This window comes from Streptomyces antnestii (assembly GCF_004005495.1).
In the GTDB taxonomy this organism is placed as follows: Bacteria; Actinomycetota; Actinomycetes; order Streptomycetales; family Streptomycetaceae; genus Streptomyces; species Streptomyces antnestii.
The window spans coordinates 1-14546 of sequence record NZ_RZYA01000025.1 but is presented as its reverse complement, the minus strand read 5'-3'; the positions used below and the strand labels follow the sequence as shown (position 1 = coordinate 14546).

Sequence of the window (14546 nt, the reverse complement as noted above, 5' to 3'; positions counted from 1 at the left end):
GGCCATGATCTCCACGACGGGGAGAACCGCTGCGCAGAGGAGAGCCGCCATGACCACCGAAGACCGCGCCCTGCTCGGTGCCGCCGAACTAGGCGACGCCGACGCCGTGCGGGCCGCCCTCGCCGCCGGCGCCCGCACCGAGGCCCGCGACCGGCACCGCCGCACCCCGCTCCTGCTCGCCGCGCTCGGCGATCACGTGGCCGCCGCCGAGGCGCTCGTCGCCGCCGGCGCCGACCCGGACGCGCAGGACGACCGGGACGACAGCCCCTGGCTGGTCACCGGCGTCACCGGCAGCGTCCGCATGATGCGCGCCCTGCTTCCCGCGCGTCCCGACCTCAAGCTGTGCAACCGCTTCGGCGGCATCTCCCTCATCCCGGCCTCCGAGCGCGGCCACGTCGACTACGTACGCGCCCTGCTGCGCGAGACCGACATCGACGTCGACCACGTCAACCGGCTCGGCTGGACCGCCCTCCTGGAAGCCGTGATCCTCGGCGACGGCGGCCGCGCCCACCAGGAGATCGTGGAACTGCTCATCACCGCCGGGGCCACGCCCGGTCTTCCCGACGGCGACGGCGTCACCGCCCTGGAGCACGCCGAGCGACGCGGCTTCACGGAGATCGCCGGGCTGCTGAGGGCCGTGCGGTGAGAAGGGCCGGTGGCCGTGCCGTAAACCGGCCGCAACAGGGAGCGGTTCGCCGCATACGCCCATAAGATCGCCGGGTGCGCAGCCCTCGCCTGACCGCAGCCCTGGCCGGTCCCGTCGCCCTCGCCCTCGCGCTCACCGCCTGCTCCGCAGCCGGCGTGCCCGGCGCGTCGGGGGTGCGTGATCCGTACTTCCCGAAGATGGGCAACGGCGGCTACGACGCCACGCACTACTCCCTCACCCTCGACTACGATCCGCACCGCCTGACGGGCACCGCCGAGATCACCGCGCGGGCCACTCAGGACCTCAGCGCGTTCAACCTCGACCTCAAGGGCATGACCGTCGGCCGCGTCACCGTCGACGGGCGAAAGGCCCGGGTCGAGCGGGCCGGGCACAAGCTGACGGTCCGTCCGGACGGGCCTCTGCGGAAGGGCGCCACGTTCCGCACGGTCGTGCCGTACTCCGGGAGCCCCGAGACGATCACCGACCCGGACGGCTCCGAGGAGGGATGGCTCCCGACGAAGGACGGGGTCCTCGCGCTCGGCGAACCCACCGGGTCCATGGCCTGGTTCCCCGGGAACCACCACCCGTCCGACAAGGCGACGTACGACATCCACGTCACCGTCCCCCAGGGCCTCGAGGCCGTGTCCAACGGGGAGTTGGCGCGGCGGCGGACGGTGGACGGGCGGACGACGTTCGACTGGCACACCGCGCAGCCGATGGCGAGTTACGTGGCGATGGTGGCGATCGGGAGGTTCGACATCAAGGCGTACAAGACGCCCGACGGGCTTCCCGTCTACACCGCCGTGAACCCGGACGTGGCGGACGCGAGCGCCGCTGTCATGGCCAGGATCCCTGACGTCATCGCGTGGGAGACGAAGACCTTCGGGCCGTACCCCTTCTCCTCGACCGGCGCCGTGATCGACCGGGACGGCGACTCCGGGTACGCCCTGGAGACCCAGAACCGGCCGGTCTTCCCCGGCACCCCCGAGCTCCCCACCCTCGTCCACGAGCTGGCGCACGAGTGGTACGGGGACTCGGTCACGCCGAAGTCGTGGCGCGACATGTGGCTCAACGAGGGCTTCGCCACGTACGGCGAATGGCTCTGGGAGGAGCAGCACGACGGCGACAGCGCCCAGGAGTCCTTCGACCACTACTACGCGAAGGACGCCGACGACCCGATCTGGGCGTTCCCGCCCGGGAAGCCGTCGGGCGCCGCGCACATCTCGGACCCGCCCGTCTACCAGCGCGGGGCGATGGTGCTGCACAAGATCCGCGAGACGATCGGGGACGCCCGGTTCTTCGCCCTGCTGAAGAGCTGGCCCGCCGCGCACCGCTACGGCAACGCGGACACGGCCGACTTCACCGCGTACGTGGAGAAGCAGAACCCGGGCAAGGATCTGCGGCCCGTCTGGGACGACTGGCTGTACGGCAACGGAAAGCCGGACCACCCGTAGTGACGGGCGGCCCGGCCGAACTTCCCTGTAGCTGCCGTTACTTCACGTTCACCGCGGTCCAGGTCGCCGCGACGGCGTTCTGCTCGGCGCTGTTCGCCCCGTACAGGTCGGCCGCCGCCTGGAGCGTGGCGGTGCGCGCCCCCGCGTAGTTCGTCGTCGACGTCATGTACGTGGAGAGGGCCTTGTACCAGATCTGTTGGGCCTTGTCCCGGCCGATGCCCGTGAGCGTGGAGTTGTCGGAGGTCGGGGAGTTGTAGGTGACCCCGTTGATGGTCTTGGTGCCGCTGCCCTCGCTCAGGAGGTAGAAGAAGTGGTTGGCGACGCCTGACGAGTAGTGCACGTCGAGGCTGCCGACCCGCTTGTTCCAGTAGTCGGCGGAGGAGCCGTCCTTGCTGGGCTGGTCCATGTAGCGCAGCGGGGTGCCGTTGCCGCGGATGTCGATCTTCTCGCCGATGAGGTAGTCGCCGACGTCGCTGCTGTTGTTGGCGAAGAACTCGACCGACGTGCCGAAGATGTCGGAGGTGGCCTCGTTCAGGCCGCCCGACTCACGGCTGTAGTTGAGCTTCGCGGTGGCCGCGGTGAGGCCGTGGCTCATCTCGTGGCCGGCCACGTCGAGGGACGTCAGCGGGTGGGTGTTGTTCGTCCCGTCGCCGTACGTCATGCAGAAGCAGCTGTCGTCCCAGAAGGCGTTGACGTACGCGCTGCCGTAGTGGACGCGCGAGTAGGCGGCCTTGCCGTCGCCCGCGATGCCGTTCCGGTTGAACGCGGTCTTGTAGAAGTCCCACGTCTCGGCGGCGCCGTACGCGGCGTCGACGGCGGCGGTCTGGCGGTTCGCCGGCGTGCCGTCGCCCCACGCGTCGGTGGCGTTGTGGAAGAGCGTGCCGGTGCCGGTGCTGCCGCCGTTCAGGTCGTACGTCTTGTGGCCGCCGCGCCCGCCGTCGACGAGGTCGAAGCCGCCGCCGGCTGCCGGGGTGGTGCCGACCGTGACGGTGCCGCTGTACTCGCTGGTGCCGGTGCCGTTCTCGATGCCCTCGTACGAGTACAGCTTCTTGCCGGTGGCGGCGTCGGTGATGACGTGCAGCTGGCTCGGGGTGCCGTCGGCCTGAGTGCCCGTCACGACCGTCTCGTAGGCGAGGACCGGCTTGCTGCCGGAGGCCCAGACGACCTTGCGGATGTTCTTCGCGGTGGCCTTCTTGGCGTCCGAGGCCGAGAGCGCCGACTTCTTGGCGGCTGAGGGGGCGAGTCCGGCGTCCGTCGACGCCACGGATATCGCGCCCTTGTGCGCCTTGGAGATGCCCTTGAGGTCGCCGTTCTTGGCGACGTGGGTGACGAGGTCGCCGCCGAGCACGGGGAGTCCGTCGTAGGTGCGCTCGTAGCGGGTGTGGGTCGTGCCGTTCGCGTCCTTGACGACGTCGCGGACGACGAGCTTCTCCCCGCTGCCGAGCCCGAGGCGGCGGGCGGCCGCCGGGGCGTCGGCCTGCGCGTCGTGCAGGGCAGTGGCTCGCTGCGACGCGCTGAGCGGTACGGCGGTGGCGCCTGCGGTGCGGTTGGCGGCGGTCGCCGCGGTGCCGCTCTGCAGGGCCAGGACGACCATCGCGGCCGAGGCGGCGAACGCGGTGGCGCGGGCGGCTGTCTTGCGGCCGGAGGTGCGGGGAGCAGGGGACTGGTGCGTCACTCGGACTCCTTCAGTGTCCAACGACCCGTGGGAGGTGACCCGTCGGGTGGGGGCGGGGAGAGAGTGACACCGGACACGCGATCTTTGACAGAGATCCGTCAAAGATTTGCCAGTTCGTGTCCGAATGCGGGTGGCGCCTGTCCGTTATTCGCTGCTTGACAGGGAAGCGCCGGGCTGCGGGGAAAGCGGGGGCAGGCCGTGGGGAGAGCAGGGGAGGCAGGCCGTGGGGAAAGGGAAAGGGGGGCAGGCCGTGGGGAAAGCGGGAGTGGTCCCGTGGGAAAAGCCGGGGTGGGAGCGCGGGGTGCGAGAGGATGACGGTGAGCGCACGCGGAAGGGCCCCGGCCGGATGTCCTCCGGCCGGGGCCCTTCACACTGGCCCGAAAAGGGTCAACTGAGCCTTTCGGCTCAGACGTTCACCCCGAAGTCCTGCGCGATGCCGACGAGGCCCGACGCGTAACCCTGGCCCACCGCGCGGAACTTCCACTCCGCGCCGTTGCGGTACAGCTCGCCGAAGACCATGGCCGTCTCGGTGGCCGCGTCCTCGGAGAGGTCGTAACGGGCGACCTCGGCCCCGCCCGCCTGGTTCACGATGCGGATGTACGCGTTGCGCACCTGGCCGAAGTTCTGCGAGCGGGTCTCCGCGTCGTAGATGGAGACCGGGAAGACGATCTTGTCGATGTCGGCGGGGAGGCCCGCCAGGTTGACGTTGATCGCCTCGTCGTCGCCGGCGCCCTCGCCCGTGCGGTTGTCCCCGGTGTGGACGATGGTCTGGTCCGGGGTCTGCTTGTTGTTGAAGAAGACGAAGTGGCCGTCCGAGTAGACCTTGCCCTGCGTGTTCACCGCGATGGCGGAGGCGTCGAGGTCGAAGTCGGTGCCGGTGGTGGTGCGGACGTCCCAGCCGAGGCCCACGGTGACGGCGGTCAGGCCCGGAGCCTCCTTGGTGAGCGAGACGTTGCCACCCTTGGACAGGCTTACAGCCATTGTGGGGAGTCCTTCCCTCGTGAGTGATGCGAAGTGATGCGGGGTCATGCGGGGTGATGCGGTGCGGTGCGCTTCGCGGACGAAGCTACTCGTACCCCTATGAACGCCGACGGCGGATCCAGGGTTCCAGATGCCTTTACTTTCTTTACCTGATCTAAAAGGGGGTGACGTCATCCCCGCTCAGGCGCGACCATGGAACGCATGTCCGGTCCTTATTGCATCCGCGGCTCGGTGGTCCTTCCGGAGGCCGAGCTCCAGTGGCGATTCTCGCGGTCGTCCGGGCCGGGCGGCCAGCACGTGAACACCAGCGACTCCCAGGTCGAGCTCCGCTTCGACCTCGCGAACACGGAGGCGCTGCCCGAGGTGTGGAAGGCGCGGGCCCTGGAGCGGCTCGCCTCCCGCCTCGTCGACGGCGTCGTCTCCGTACGCTCCTCGGAGCACCGGTCCCAGTGGCGCAACCGCGAGACCGCCGCCGTACGCCTCGCGTCCCTCCTCGCCGAGGCCACCGCCCCGCCGCCCAAGCCCCGCCGCGCGACCCGGATCCCCCGGGGCATCAACGAGCGCCGCCTGCGCAACAAGAAGGCGCGGTCGGACACCAAGCGGGGACGGTCGGGGCGGGGCTGGGACTGAGTGGCGCTGGGGCTGATCGGGGCCGGGACCCAACTCCCGGCCGGTCACCCCGACGCGCGGCCGGTCACCCGAACTCCCGGCCGGTCACCCCGACGCGCGGCCGGTCAGCCGAACTCCCGGCCGGTCACCCCAACTGCCGGTACTTCCCGCGGAAGTAGGTCAGCGGCCCGCCGTCGCCGCTGGGCAGCGAGGCCGTGAGGACCCGGCCGATCACCAGCGTGTGGTCACCGGCCACCACCCGCTGCTCCGTCCGGCACTCCAGCGTCGCGAGCGCGCCGCCCACCAGGGGCGCGCCGCAGACCTCGCCGCGCACGTACGGGATGTCCTCGAAGAGCAGGCGGTCGCTGATGCGGCCCTTCATCGCGAAGCGGCCCGCGACGTGGCGCTGGCTCTCGGAGAGCACGGAGACCGCCCACAGGGGCTGCTCGTCGAGCAGGTCGTCCATGCGGGAGCCGTTGCGCAGGCTGACGAGGACGAGGGGCGGGTCGAGGGAGACCGACAGGAACGCCGTCGCCGTCATGCCGACGTCCTCGCCCAGGGGTGACGACGGGTCGTCCGGGTCGAGCGGCAGCTCACGCGCGGTCACCAGGACCACGCCCGCGGCGAGTCGGGACATGGCCGCGCGGAACTCGTCGTTGCTCACCCCTTCAGCATGCCCGGCGGAGGCGGGTGAGGGGGCGGGCGCGGGTGAGGGGACGAGCGGGAGGGGGTTCAGCGGGGGTGAAGTCTTCAGCACACGTCGACGCTAACCGGGGGCGCGCGCCGCCACATCGGGCCAGGGGCCGAGGCAGGTCCTAGGACCTCTGATGGATTTCGCCCCGATTTATTCGGGATCGGGTGACTTGCGGGGGCGCCAGGCGTGGGTCCTGTGTTCAGGAAATGCACCGTCGGCGCGCGGGAGCGCTCCCCAATGCTTCATCTTCCCTTGTGACTTGAGTCACAGGAGGCAGATATTGTTGACCCTGTGTACCGAGTGGACAGCTCGCTGTGATTCAGTGGCGGAGACACTGCAACAAGAGCGTGCATCCGCACGTGCGGAATCGGCGATCAGAATTCTGGAGTGCTGTCGAGGTCTCGGGGAGAGCTGAGCATGGAGACCGAGTCGGAGCCGTACGTCCGTCTTGCGACCCTGCGGCAGCTTCACCAGGTGATGGCGGACATGAACACCGCCCGCAGCCTGGCCGACACCCTGCAGACCGTCTCCGACGGCGTCGTGAACGGTCTGGGATACGAGCTGGCCTGCGTCAATCTCGTGGGCCCCGACGGTGATCTCGTCGTCGCCGCCTTCTCCGGCGACTCCTCCGCCGAAGCCCTCATCACCGGACGCATCGGCTCCCGCGCCTCCTGGGACCGCCGCCTCTCGATGGGCGAGGCCTGGGGCGACCTGCGGTTCATCCCGCACACCGAGGGCTGGGTCCTCGACGAGGACGACGTGCCGCAGTGGCACACTGCCGGGCCGCAGCCCCGCTTCGAGGACGAGTGGCACCCCTCGGACCGCCTCTTCGCCCCCATGTACGCGGCCGGGGGCTCCCACGGCGAGCTGCTCGGCGTGATCTCCGTGGACCGCCCGCGCAACGGCAGGCGCCCCGGCGCCTGGGGCCGCGAGGCCCTGCAGATGTACGCGTTCCAGGCCGCCATCGCCATCACGAACGCCCGCCTGCGCGCCAACATGCAGCGCGCCCTCGTCCGCCTGGAGCGCGAGCAGCAGGCCCTGCGCGCCAGCGAGGAGTCGTTCCGGCAGGCCTTCGAGTACGCGCCCAGCGGCATGGCCATCGCCGAGATGGGCGGCGACCAGCAGGGGCGCATCCTGCGGACGAACGACGCCCTGTGCCGGCTGCTCAGCCGCCCCGCCTCGGCCATGCGCCGCTACTCCTTCTCCGACCTCGTCCACCCCGAGGACATCGGCACCCTGCTGCGCACCTCCGCCGAGGGCGGGCGGGCCGAGCTGCGGCTCGGGCGGCGCGACGGCACCTACGTATGGGTGTCGCTGCGCAACTCCGTGGTGGCCGACGCCGCCGACGGGCCGCGCTTCCTGCTCACGCACGTCGAGGACATCGAGGAGCGCAAGCGCCGCGAGCTGCACCTCGCGCACCGCGCGTCCCACGACTCCCTCACCGGCCTGCCGAACTCGGCGGAGCTGCGCTCACGCCTGTCCGCCCGTCTGTGCCGCCGCCCGCAGCTGCCCGAGCCGAGCGCCGTGGACTCCCTGGACGCCGCGTACGGGGACCGCAGGAGCGGCTCCTACGACCCGCACGGGCACGGCTTCGACTTCGCGGGCGCCGCCGCCGCGGCGGCCGGCCAGAGCGGTGGTCCTGGCCGGTCCGGGATCTACGACGACTTCGGCTTCGACCACCACGTCCACATCGTCGCGCCCGAGGGGGAGGGCGACGACGACGGCACGAAGGGTCTCGCGGTCCTCTTCTGCGACCTGGACGGCTTCAAGTCGATCAACGACCGGTTCGGGCACCACACCGGTGACGCCGTCCTGATCGAGGTCGCACGCCGTCTGACCAGCGGCGTCCGCGACGGTGACACGGTCGCCCGGCTGGGCGGCGACGAGTTCGTCGTACTCGCCGACGGGCTCGGCCGGGCCGATGCCCAGGACCTCGCGGTCCGCCTGCGGAACGCGATCATCCCGCCGATCCGGGTCGACGGGAGAGCGGTCCGGGTGGGAGCCAGTTTCGGCATCGGCTGGGCCCACTGCGGGATGACGGCGGACGAGGTCCTGAAATCAGCTGACCAGCGGATGTACATCGAGAAACGATCGCGTGCCAAGCAGCACCGACGGGCCGGATGATCTCGTTCCGCAGGTATCGGTGAGGTCAACGCCACCCCTTAGGACTACTCCCAGCGGGTACGCTCGCCACGGTAAAGCGATACGTAGGGAGTGATCAGGGATGGCGCCCGCTGACAACGGCGCGAGCACGCCCGAGGACGACGACCCGTTCGGCTATCTGTACGCCGACGGGCAGGCGGCCGGGGCGACACCGCCCAGCGGGGGCGGCGGCTACGGCTATCCGGGTCCCCGGTCCTACCACCAGGTCAGGCCGGTCGGCGAGCGCCAGTACGGGCAGCAGCCGCAGTACGGGCAGCAGCCCGCGCCGACCGCCGCGTACGGGCAGGCGCCCGCGCAGCAGACCCAGGCCTACGGGCAGCCGAACGCCCACTACTCCGCGCCCGAGACACTGCCCGGCGGCGCGCCCACCACGGTGACGCCCTCGATGCGGGGCGGCGACGGCGGTGGCGGCCGGGGCCGCGGGCCCAACACCAAGGGCCTGCTGATCGGCGCGCTCGCGGTCGTGGCGGCCGTGGTCATCGGCATCGGTGTCGCGGTCCTCGGCGGCGACAACAAGGGTGACAACAAGGGCGCCGACGCGGGCGCCACGCCGTCCGGCGGCTCCCAGTCGGTCCAGCCGAGCCAGACGGCCACCAAGAAGGCCGACGAGCCGGTCGACCTGCCGAAGACGGACGCGAAGACCCTGAAGCTGGACGGCGGCACGTCGACCGCGTCGACGGTCCCGGGCGCGAAGGCCGACGGCGGCGTCTACGTGCAGGGCTTCAACCAGGTGGGCGCCACGCTCACCTGGACGGTCAACGGCATCCCGAAGGACGGCACGTACAGCCTGCGCGTGAACTACGGCGTGCCCGGCAAGGACGCGAACGCGACCATCACGGTCAACGGCAAGGCGCAGACCCGTCCGCTGAACATGACCAACTTCGCCGGCGCCAAGGAAGGCGACTGGGAGAAGGGCTGGACCAACACCTGGGCGGCCGTCCAGCTCAGCAAGGGCACGAACGCGATCACGATCTCGTGCGGGCAGGACAACCAGTGCGACGCCAACTTCGACCAGATGTGGCTGGTCAAGGGCGGCAACGGCTGAGCCGGTAATGCTCGACCGACAGCGGCCGGGGCGGGAACGCCCTAGGCCGCTGTCTGCGTCTGGTGGGTCATGGCCGGGGTCGCGACTCCCCCAGCTACCGCTGGGAGGTGCCCCCCTTCGCACGGCGCCAGACGCCGTGACCTGTCCGGCCCTGATCCGCCGGACACGCCCTAGGCCGCTGTCTGCGTCTGGTGGGTCACCGTGACCCGGCCGAGCAGGTCCTCGTACGCCGCTCGGTCGAACTCGCCCGCGACCGGGGCGAGGACCGTCGCCGCGGACAGGGCGACCGCGCGGGCCAGGCGGTCCGGCCACGGCAGGTTCTCCACGTAGCCCGAGAGCAGGCCCGCGACCGCCGAGTCGCCGGCGCCCGTCGGGTTGCCCTTGACGCGGTCGGGGGCGGGGGCGCGCCAGCTGCCGTCCGGGGTGACCGCGAGGAGGCCCTCCGCGCCGAGCGAGGCGACGACGGCGTGCGCGCCGCGGCGGCGGGCGTCGCGGGTGGCGCGCAGCGGCTCGTGGGAGCCGGTGAGCTCGGCGAGTTCGTCGGCGTTCGGCTTGATGACGTCGGGGCGGGCCGCGAGACCCCGGCGCAGGGGCTCCCCGGAGGAGTCGAGGAGTACGGGGACGCCGGCGGCGCGCGCGGCGCGGACCAGCTGGGCGTAGGCGCCGACCGGGACGCCGGGCGGGAGGCTGCCGCACAGGGCGACCGCGGACGCCGGTTTCAGGAGCTCGTCGTAGGCCTCGGTGAACGCGGACCATTCCCCGGGGGTGATGAGGGGGCCCGGCTCGTTGAGCTGCGTCGTGTCGCCGGTCATGGCGTCGACGACGGCGATGGTGCGGCGGGTGGCGCCGGCGACCGGGACGAGGGCGTCCCGGACGCCGGGGGTGTCCGCGAGCTGTTCCCGCAGGGTGCGGCCGGTGGCGCCACCCGCGAAGCCGGTGACGGTCACGTCATGGCCGAGAGCGGCAAGGACGCGCGCGACGTTGAGGCCCTTGCCGCCGGGGCGTTCGGTGACCTCGGTGACGCGGTGCGACGTGTGCGGGCGCAGTGCCGGCACGTCGTACGTGATGTCGAGCGCGGCGTTCAGTGTGACCGTGAGGATCACGAGACCCCAGCCCACCCCTCAGTTCGGGACTACCTTCAGTAACGCGGCCTGATCATGCCAAAGACCCGGCGGTAGGCCCAGACCTCAATCGAGCCGGGGTGCCACGACCCACTCGCCCTTGCGCATCACGCCCTTGAGCTCGAAGGCCTCGTCCAGGACGACGAGGTCGGCGTCCTTGCCGGGTTCGAGGGAGCCGACCCGGTCGTCCACGCCGAGGAGGCGCGCGGGGTTGGCGGAGATGGCGCGGACGATGTCCTCGACGGGCACCTTGTCGATGGTGGCGGCCCGCTTGAAGGCGCGGTCGAGGGTGAGCGTCGAGCCGGCGATGGAGTCGCCCTCGACGAGCCGCGCGACGCTGTCCTTCACCTCGACCTCCAGGGTGCCGAGCATGTAGCGGCCGTCGCCGAAGCCCGCCGCGTCCATGGCGTCGGTGATGAACGCGACGCGCCCGCCGCCCACGTGACGGAACGCCAGCTCCAGGGCGGCCGGGTGCAGATGCGTGCCGTCGTTGATGAGCTCGACGGTGATCCGCTCGTCCTCCAGGAGCGCCGCGATCGGCCCGGGTGCGCGGTGGCCGAGGCCCGGCATCGCGTTGAAGAGGTGCGTGGCGACGGTGGCGCCCGCGTCGATGGCCTCCACGGTCTGCTCGTACGTGGCGTCGGTGTGGCCGATCGCCGCGATCACGCCGTGCTCGGCGAGGAGGCGTACGGAGTCGGTGCCGCCGGGGAGTTCGGGGGCGAGGGTGACCATCTTGGCCCGGCCGCGGGCCGCGTCGATCAGCTTGCGGACCTCGGCGGGGTCGGGGTCGCGCAGGAGCGTTTCGTCGTGGGCGCCCTTGCGGCACGGGGAGATGAACGGGCCCTCGAAGTGGATGCCGGCGATCTCGCCCTGCTCCGCCAGCTCGGACAGCAGGCCCGCCCGCTGTACGAGGAAGTCCGTCTCGCCGGTGACGAAGGACGCGGCCGTCGTCGTGGTGCCGTGCCGGCGGTGCGTGCGGACGCCCTTGAGGATGTCGTCGATCGAGCCGGAGGTGAAGGAGGCCCCGCCGCCGCCGTGGTTGTGCATGTCGACGAAGCCGGGGACGACCCAGTGGCCGGTGAGATCGGTGGAGGGGGCACCGGCCGGCGCGCCGCCGGCGATCCGGGCGCCGTCCACGATCACGCGTCCGTCCTCGACGACGCCGGTCGGCAGGACGACGCGGGCGCCGGAGAGAACATGCAGAGCGGCCATCAGGCGGTTACCTCCGTGGAGTCGGTGGGCTTCGGGCCGGTGGGCGTGGCATCGGCGGTGGGCGTGGCACCGGCGGGCTTCGGGTCGGTGGGCACGGTGCCGGTGGTGGGCGTGGAGCCGGTGGAACGGTCGAGCAGGTCCCAGGCGAGCAGGCCCGCGCCCAGGCAGCCGGCGGTGTCCCCGAGGGCCGCCGGGACGATCGTGGGGAGCTTCTGGAACGTCACGCGTTCCCCGACGGCGGCCCGCAGGGGTGTGAACAAGGTTTCCCCCGCCTCGGCGAGTCCGCCACCGATGATCAGGGTGCGCGGGTCCAGCAGAGTGAGCGCGGTGACGAGCCCGTCGGCGAGCGCGTCCACGGCGTTCTGCCAGACCTGCCGCGCCCGGGGGTCCCCCGACTCGACGGCCTTGGCACAGTCCGCCGCGTCGGCGTCCGGGTCGCCGGTGGCCTCGGCCCAGGCGAGCGAGACCGCCGACGCGGACGCGTAGCGCTCCAGGCAGCCGCGCTGCCCGCAGCTGCAGTCCGTGCCGCCGGGGCGTACGACGATGTGTCCGATCTCGCCGGCGGAGCCGTGCGCGCCGGGTTCGATGCGGCCCGCGATGCCGATGGCGCCCGCGATGCCGGTGCCGAGCGGCACGAACAGGAAGCGGTCCGCGCCCTTGCCCGCGCCGAGCCGCCCCTCGCCGAGGCCGCCGGTGCGCACGTCGTGGCCGAGGGCGACGGGGATGCCGCCGAGCCGCTCGCTGAGCAGGCGGCGCATCGGCACGTCGCGCCAGCCGAGATTCGACGCGTACAGGGCGATGCCGTGCTCGTCGTCGACGATGCCGGGCACGGCGACGCCGGCCGCGGCGGCCGGCTCCCCGAAGTGCTCCTCGCCGTACGCCCGCAGGTCGGCGGCGAAGGCGAGGATGGTCTCGACGACCGCGTCGGGACCGCGCTCCCGGCCGGTGGCGCGCCGCGCCTGGTGGAGAAGGGTGCCGTCGGCCCCGACCAGGGCGGCCTTCATTCCGGTGCCGCCCACATCGAGGGCGATGACATGTCTCACGGGGGACAGTCTCGCGCCTGAACCCAATAGAGGTCTAGTCCACTTGCATGGATCTTGCGTCGATGTGTGCCGATCATTCGTTTCCGGGTGCTGTGGCGGAGGCCCGTTGCGGGCCGGGTGGCCGAGTGGTGTAGACCTGGTGTCCGGACCTTGATGCTCTTGGTCCGATATCCGAACGATCGGTGTCGACGACCGGTGTCTACGACCAGTGTCGAGACCGGTGTCGAGACCGGTGTCCAAGAGGGTGGGAAACGGGCTGTGCAGCGGCGCATGACAGGTCTGACGGCGGCGGTGACCGCGCTCGGCATGGCGGCGGCACTGGCCGCCTGCACAGGCCCGGGATCCGACGACGTGACCCTGAAGCTGGTCGCCGCCGACTACGGCGACTCCCCGGCGAACAGCTCCCAGAAGTACTGGGACCGGCTGGCCGCCGCCTTCGAGAAGAAGAACCCCGGCATCAAGGTCGACGTCAGCGTCTACTCCTGGAGCGACGTCGATGCCAAGGTCAAGAAGCTGGTCGCCGACGGCCACGCGCCGGACATGGCGCAGATCGGCGCGTACTCCGACTACGCCGCGCGCGGCAAGCTCTACAGCGCGGACGACCTGCTCTCCATCCCCGTGCAGTCCGACTTCCTGCCGCAGCTCGCCGACGCCGGTGACGTCGCCCGGGTCCAGTACGGCATGCCCTTCGCGGCCTCCACGCGGCTGCTGTTCTACAACAAGGCCCTCTTCGCCAAGGCGGCTCTGACCCCTCCCCGGACGTGGGCCGAGCTCCAGGCCGACGCCAAGGTCCTCAAGGCGCGCGGCGTGAAGATCCCGTACGCGCTGCCGCTGGGCAAGGAGGAGGCGCAGGCCGAGACCATGATGTGGATGCTGAGCGGCGGCTCCGGGTACACGGACGACGTCGGCGACTACAGCCTCGACTCCCCGCAGAACGTCAAGACCTTCGACTGGCTGAAGAACGACCTGGTCGGCGAGGGTCTCACCGGTCCGACCCCGCCCGGCGAGCTCGACCGCGCGGCGGCCTTCGCGGCGTTCACGCGCGGCGACGTCGGCATGCTCAACGGCCACCCGACGCTGATGCGGATGGCGGCCAAGAAGGGCGTCAGCTTCGGCATGGTGCCGATGCCCGGCGTCGACGGCCCGGCCAGGTCGACGATGGGCGTCGCCGACTGGATGACGGCGTTCCGGCAGAACGGCCACAAGGAGCAGGTAGGCAAGTTCCTCGACTTCGTCTACAGCGAGAAGAACGTCCTCGACTTCTCCCGCGAGTACGACCTCCTGCCGGTCACCCACTCCGCGTCCGACGCGATGTCCGGCGACCCGCGCGACCAGAAGCTCTCGAAGTTCCTGGACGCGCTGCCGAACTCGCAGCTCTACCCAGTCGGCAAGACGTCCTGGGCCCAGGTCAGCGCGGGCATCAAGCGCGAGATCGGCACGGCCGTCGGCCCCCACGGCAACCCGGGCGCCACCCTCGGCAGCCTCCAGCGCGCCGCCGACAGGGCGGAGAACGCGGAGTAGCGTCGCCGTATGAGCGAACTTTCGGAGCGGGAGAAGGGCGTTCTCGCCCTGGAGCGGCGCGGATGGGCGTCGGCCGGAGCCAAGGAGCGGGCCGTGCGCGAGGAGCTCGGCCTCGCCCCGGTCCGCTACTACCAGCTGCTCAACGCGCTCCTCGACGACCCGAGGGCCCTCGCCCACGACCCCGTCACCGTGAACCGGCTGCGCCGCGTACGGGACGCCCGGCGCGCGGAACGCTGACCCGGCCGAGGCCCACGACTAGGGCCTCTCGTTTGGATCATGCCGGGCTCGCGGGGCCTGGCACCGCACCTCGCGGCGTTGTCGTCAGTCGCCTACTCCCCCAGCTACCGCTGGGAGGTGCCCCCACCGCGTGGGCTCCTTCCTC

13 protein-coding genes are annotated in these 14546 nt (G+C 71.5%); 7 read left to right on the top strand and 6 right to left on the bottom strand.

What is annotated here, in order from left to right:
• Window positions 1-49 precede the first annotated feature (49 nt).
• On the top strand, window positions 50-646 hold the full coding sequence (locus EOT10_RS34950) for an ankyrin repeat domain-containing protein (RefSeq protein WP_127832413.1): 597 nt from the start codon (window positions 50-52) through the stop codon (window positions 644-646).
• Window positions 647-720: 74 nt separating this feature from the next.
• Window positions 721-2100, top strand: coding sequence for a M1 family metallopeptidase (locus EOT10_RS34945; RefSeq protein ID WP_127832412.1), 1380 nt, complete (start codon window positions 721-723; stop codon window positions 2098-2100).
• A 37-nt stretch (window positions 2101-2137) separates the two neighbouring features.
• Here the strand turns inward: EOT10_RS34945 and EOT10_RS34940 are convergent, their stop codons facing one another.
• Window positions 2138-3694 (bottom strand): M4 family metallopeptidase, encoded by a 1557-nt coding sequence (locus EOT10_RS34940; RefSeq protein WP_127832512.1) that lies wholly within the window; start codon window positions 3692-3694, stop codon window positions 2138-2140.
• A 486-nt stretch (window positions 3695-4180) separates the two neighbouring features.
• Window positions 4181-4756 carry a TerD family protein gene (locus tag EOT10_RS34935; protein ID WP_127832411.1) on the bottom strand — a complete coding sequence of 192 codons (576 nt, stop codon included), beginning with the start codon at window positions 4754-4756 and terminating at the stop codon, window positions 4181-4183.
• A gap of 192 nt (window positions 4757-4948) precedes the next feature.
• On the opposite strand from EOT10_RS34935, the gene arfB reads away from it, so the two are divergent.
• Window positions 4949-5386: an alternative ribosome rescue aminoacyl-tRNA hydrolase ArfB gene (arfB, locus tag EOT10_RS34930; RefSeq protein WP_127832410.1), complete on the top strand. Its 438-nt coding sequence runs from the start codon at window positions 4949-4951 to the stop codon at window positions 5384-5386.
• Between the two features lie 124 nt (window positions 5387-5510).
• Here arfB and EOT10_RS34925 read toward each other — a convergent pair whose 3' ends face one another.
• Window positions 5511-6002 carry a flavin reductase family protein gene (locus tag EOT10_RS34925; protein WP_189492505.1) on the bottom strand — a complete coding sequence of 164 codons (492 nt, stop codon included), beginning with the start codon at window positions 6000-6002 and terminating at the stop codon, window positions 5511-5513.
• Window positions 6003-6476: 474 nt separating this feature from the next.
• On the opposite strand from EOT10_RS34925, the gene cdgB reads away from it, so the two are divergent.
• Together cdgB and EOT10_RS34915 are read left to right on the top strand one after the other, a co-directional pair.
• Window positions 6477-8183 carry a diguanylate cyclase CdgB gene (cdgB, locus tag EOT10_RS34920; protein ID WP_127832408.1) on the top strand — a complete coding sequence of 569 codons (1707 nt, stop codon included), beginning with the start codon at window positions 6477-6479 and terminating at the stop codon, window positions 8181-8183.
• A gap of 100 nt (window positions 8184-8283) precedes the next feature.
• A complete protein-coding gene (locus tag EOT10_RS34915; protein ID WP_127832407.1) occupies window positions 8284-9267 on the top strand; it encodes a carbohydrate-binding protein in 984 nt (327 codons plus the stop codon).
• Between the two features lie 170 nt (window positions 9268-9437).
• Here the strand turns inward: EOT10_RS34915 and EOT10_RS34910 are convergent, their stop codons facing one another.
• The 3 genes from EOT10_RS34910 to EOT10_RS34900 all read right to left on the bottom strand — a co-directional run bounded on the left by EOT10_RS34910 (window position 9438) and on the right by EOT10_RS34900 (window position 12643).
• Window positions 9438-10370, bottom strand: coding sequence for a 1-phosphofructokinase family hexose kinase (locus EOT10_RS34910; RefSeq protein ID WP_127832406.1), 933 nt, complete (start codon window positions 10368-10370; stop codon window positions 9438-9440).
• An 84-nt stretch (window positions 10371-10454) separates the two neighbouring features.
• The gene (nagA, locus tag EOT10_RS34905) at window positions 10455-11600 is read right to left on the bottom strand and encodes an N-acetylglucosamine-6-phosphate deacetylase (RefSeq protein ID WP_127832405.1); all 1146 of its coding nucleotides are present in this window, start codon (window positions 11598-11600) and stop codon (window positions 10455-10457) included.
• Entirely contained in the window at window positions 11600-12643 is a 1044-nt protein-coding gene (locus EOT10_RS34900) for an ROK family protein (protein WP_127832404.1), read from the bottom strand. Before EOT10_RS34900 ends, nagA begins: the two co-directional genes overlap by 1 nt.
• A 258-nt stretch (window positions 12644-12901) precedes the next feature.
• Here EOT10_RS34900 and EOT10_RS34895 point away from each other — a divergent pair, with 258 nt between their 5' ends.
• Together EOT10_RS34895 and EOT10_RS34890 are read left to right on the top strand one after the other, a co-directional pair.
• The gene (locus EOT10_RS34895) at window positions 12902-14164 is read left to right on the top strand and encodes an extracellular solute-binding protein (protein WP_488803556.1); all 1263 of its coding nucleotides are present in this window, start codon (window positions 12902-12904) and stop codon (window positions 14162-14164) included.
• A 9-nt stretch (window positions 14165-14173) separates the two neighbouring features.
• The gene (locus tag EOT10_RS34890; RefSeq protein ID WP_127832402.1) at window positions 14174-14401 is read left to right on the top strand and encodes a DUF3263 domain-containing protein; all 228 of its coding nucleotides are present in this window, start codon (window positions 14174-14176) and stop codon (window positions 14399-14401) included.
• The last annotated feature ends 145 nt before the right edge of the window (window positions 14402-14546 follow it).

What these genes read in the sequence shown, in the direction of transcription:
- EOT10_RS34950 (WP_127832413.1), top strand. Translation starts at nt 50, where the DNA reads ATGACCACCGAAGACCGCGCCCTGCTCGGTGCCGCCGAACTAGGCGAC.
- EOT10_RS34940 (WP_127832512.1), bottom strand. Translation starts at nt 3,694, where the DNA reads ATGGTCGTCCTGGCCCTGCAGAGCGGCACCGCGGCGACCGCCGCCAAC.
- EOT10_RS34935 (WP_127832411.1), bottom strand. Translation starts at nt 4,756, where the DNA reads ATGGCTGTAAGCCTGTCCAAGGGTGGCAACGTCTCGCTCACCAAGGAG.
- arfB (WP_127832410.1), top strand. Translation starts at nt 4,949, where the DNA reads ATGGAACGCATGTCCGGTCCTTATTGCATCCGCGGCTCGGTGGTCCTT.
- EOT10_RS34925 (WP_189492505.1), bottom strand. Translation starts at nt 6,002, where the DNA reads ATGTCCCGACTCGCCGCGGGCGTGGTCCTGGTGACCGCGCGTGAGCTG.
- cdgB (WP_127832408.1), top strand. Translation starts at nt 6,477, where the DNA reads ATGGAGACCGAGTCGGAGCCGTACGTCCGTCTTGCGACCCTGCGGCAG.
- EOT10_RS34915 (WP_127832407.1), top strand. Translation starts at nt 8,284, where the DNA reads ATGGCGCCCGCTGACAACGGCGCGAGCACGCCCGAGGACGACGACCCG.
- nagA (WP_127832405.1), bottom strand. Translation starts at nt 11,600, where the DNA reads ATGGCCGCTCTGCATGTTCTCTCCGGCGCCCGCGTCGTCCTGCCGACC.
- EOT10_RS34890 (WP_127832402.1), top strand. Translation starts at nt 14,174, where the DNA reads ATGAGCGAACTTTCGGAGCGGGAGAAGGGCGTTCTCGCCCTGGAGCGG.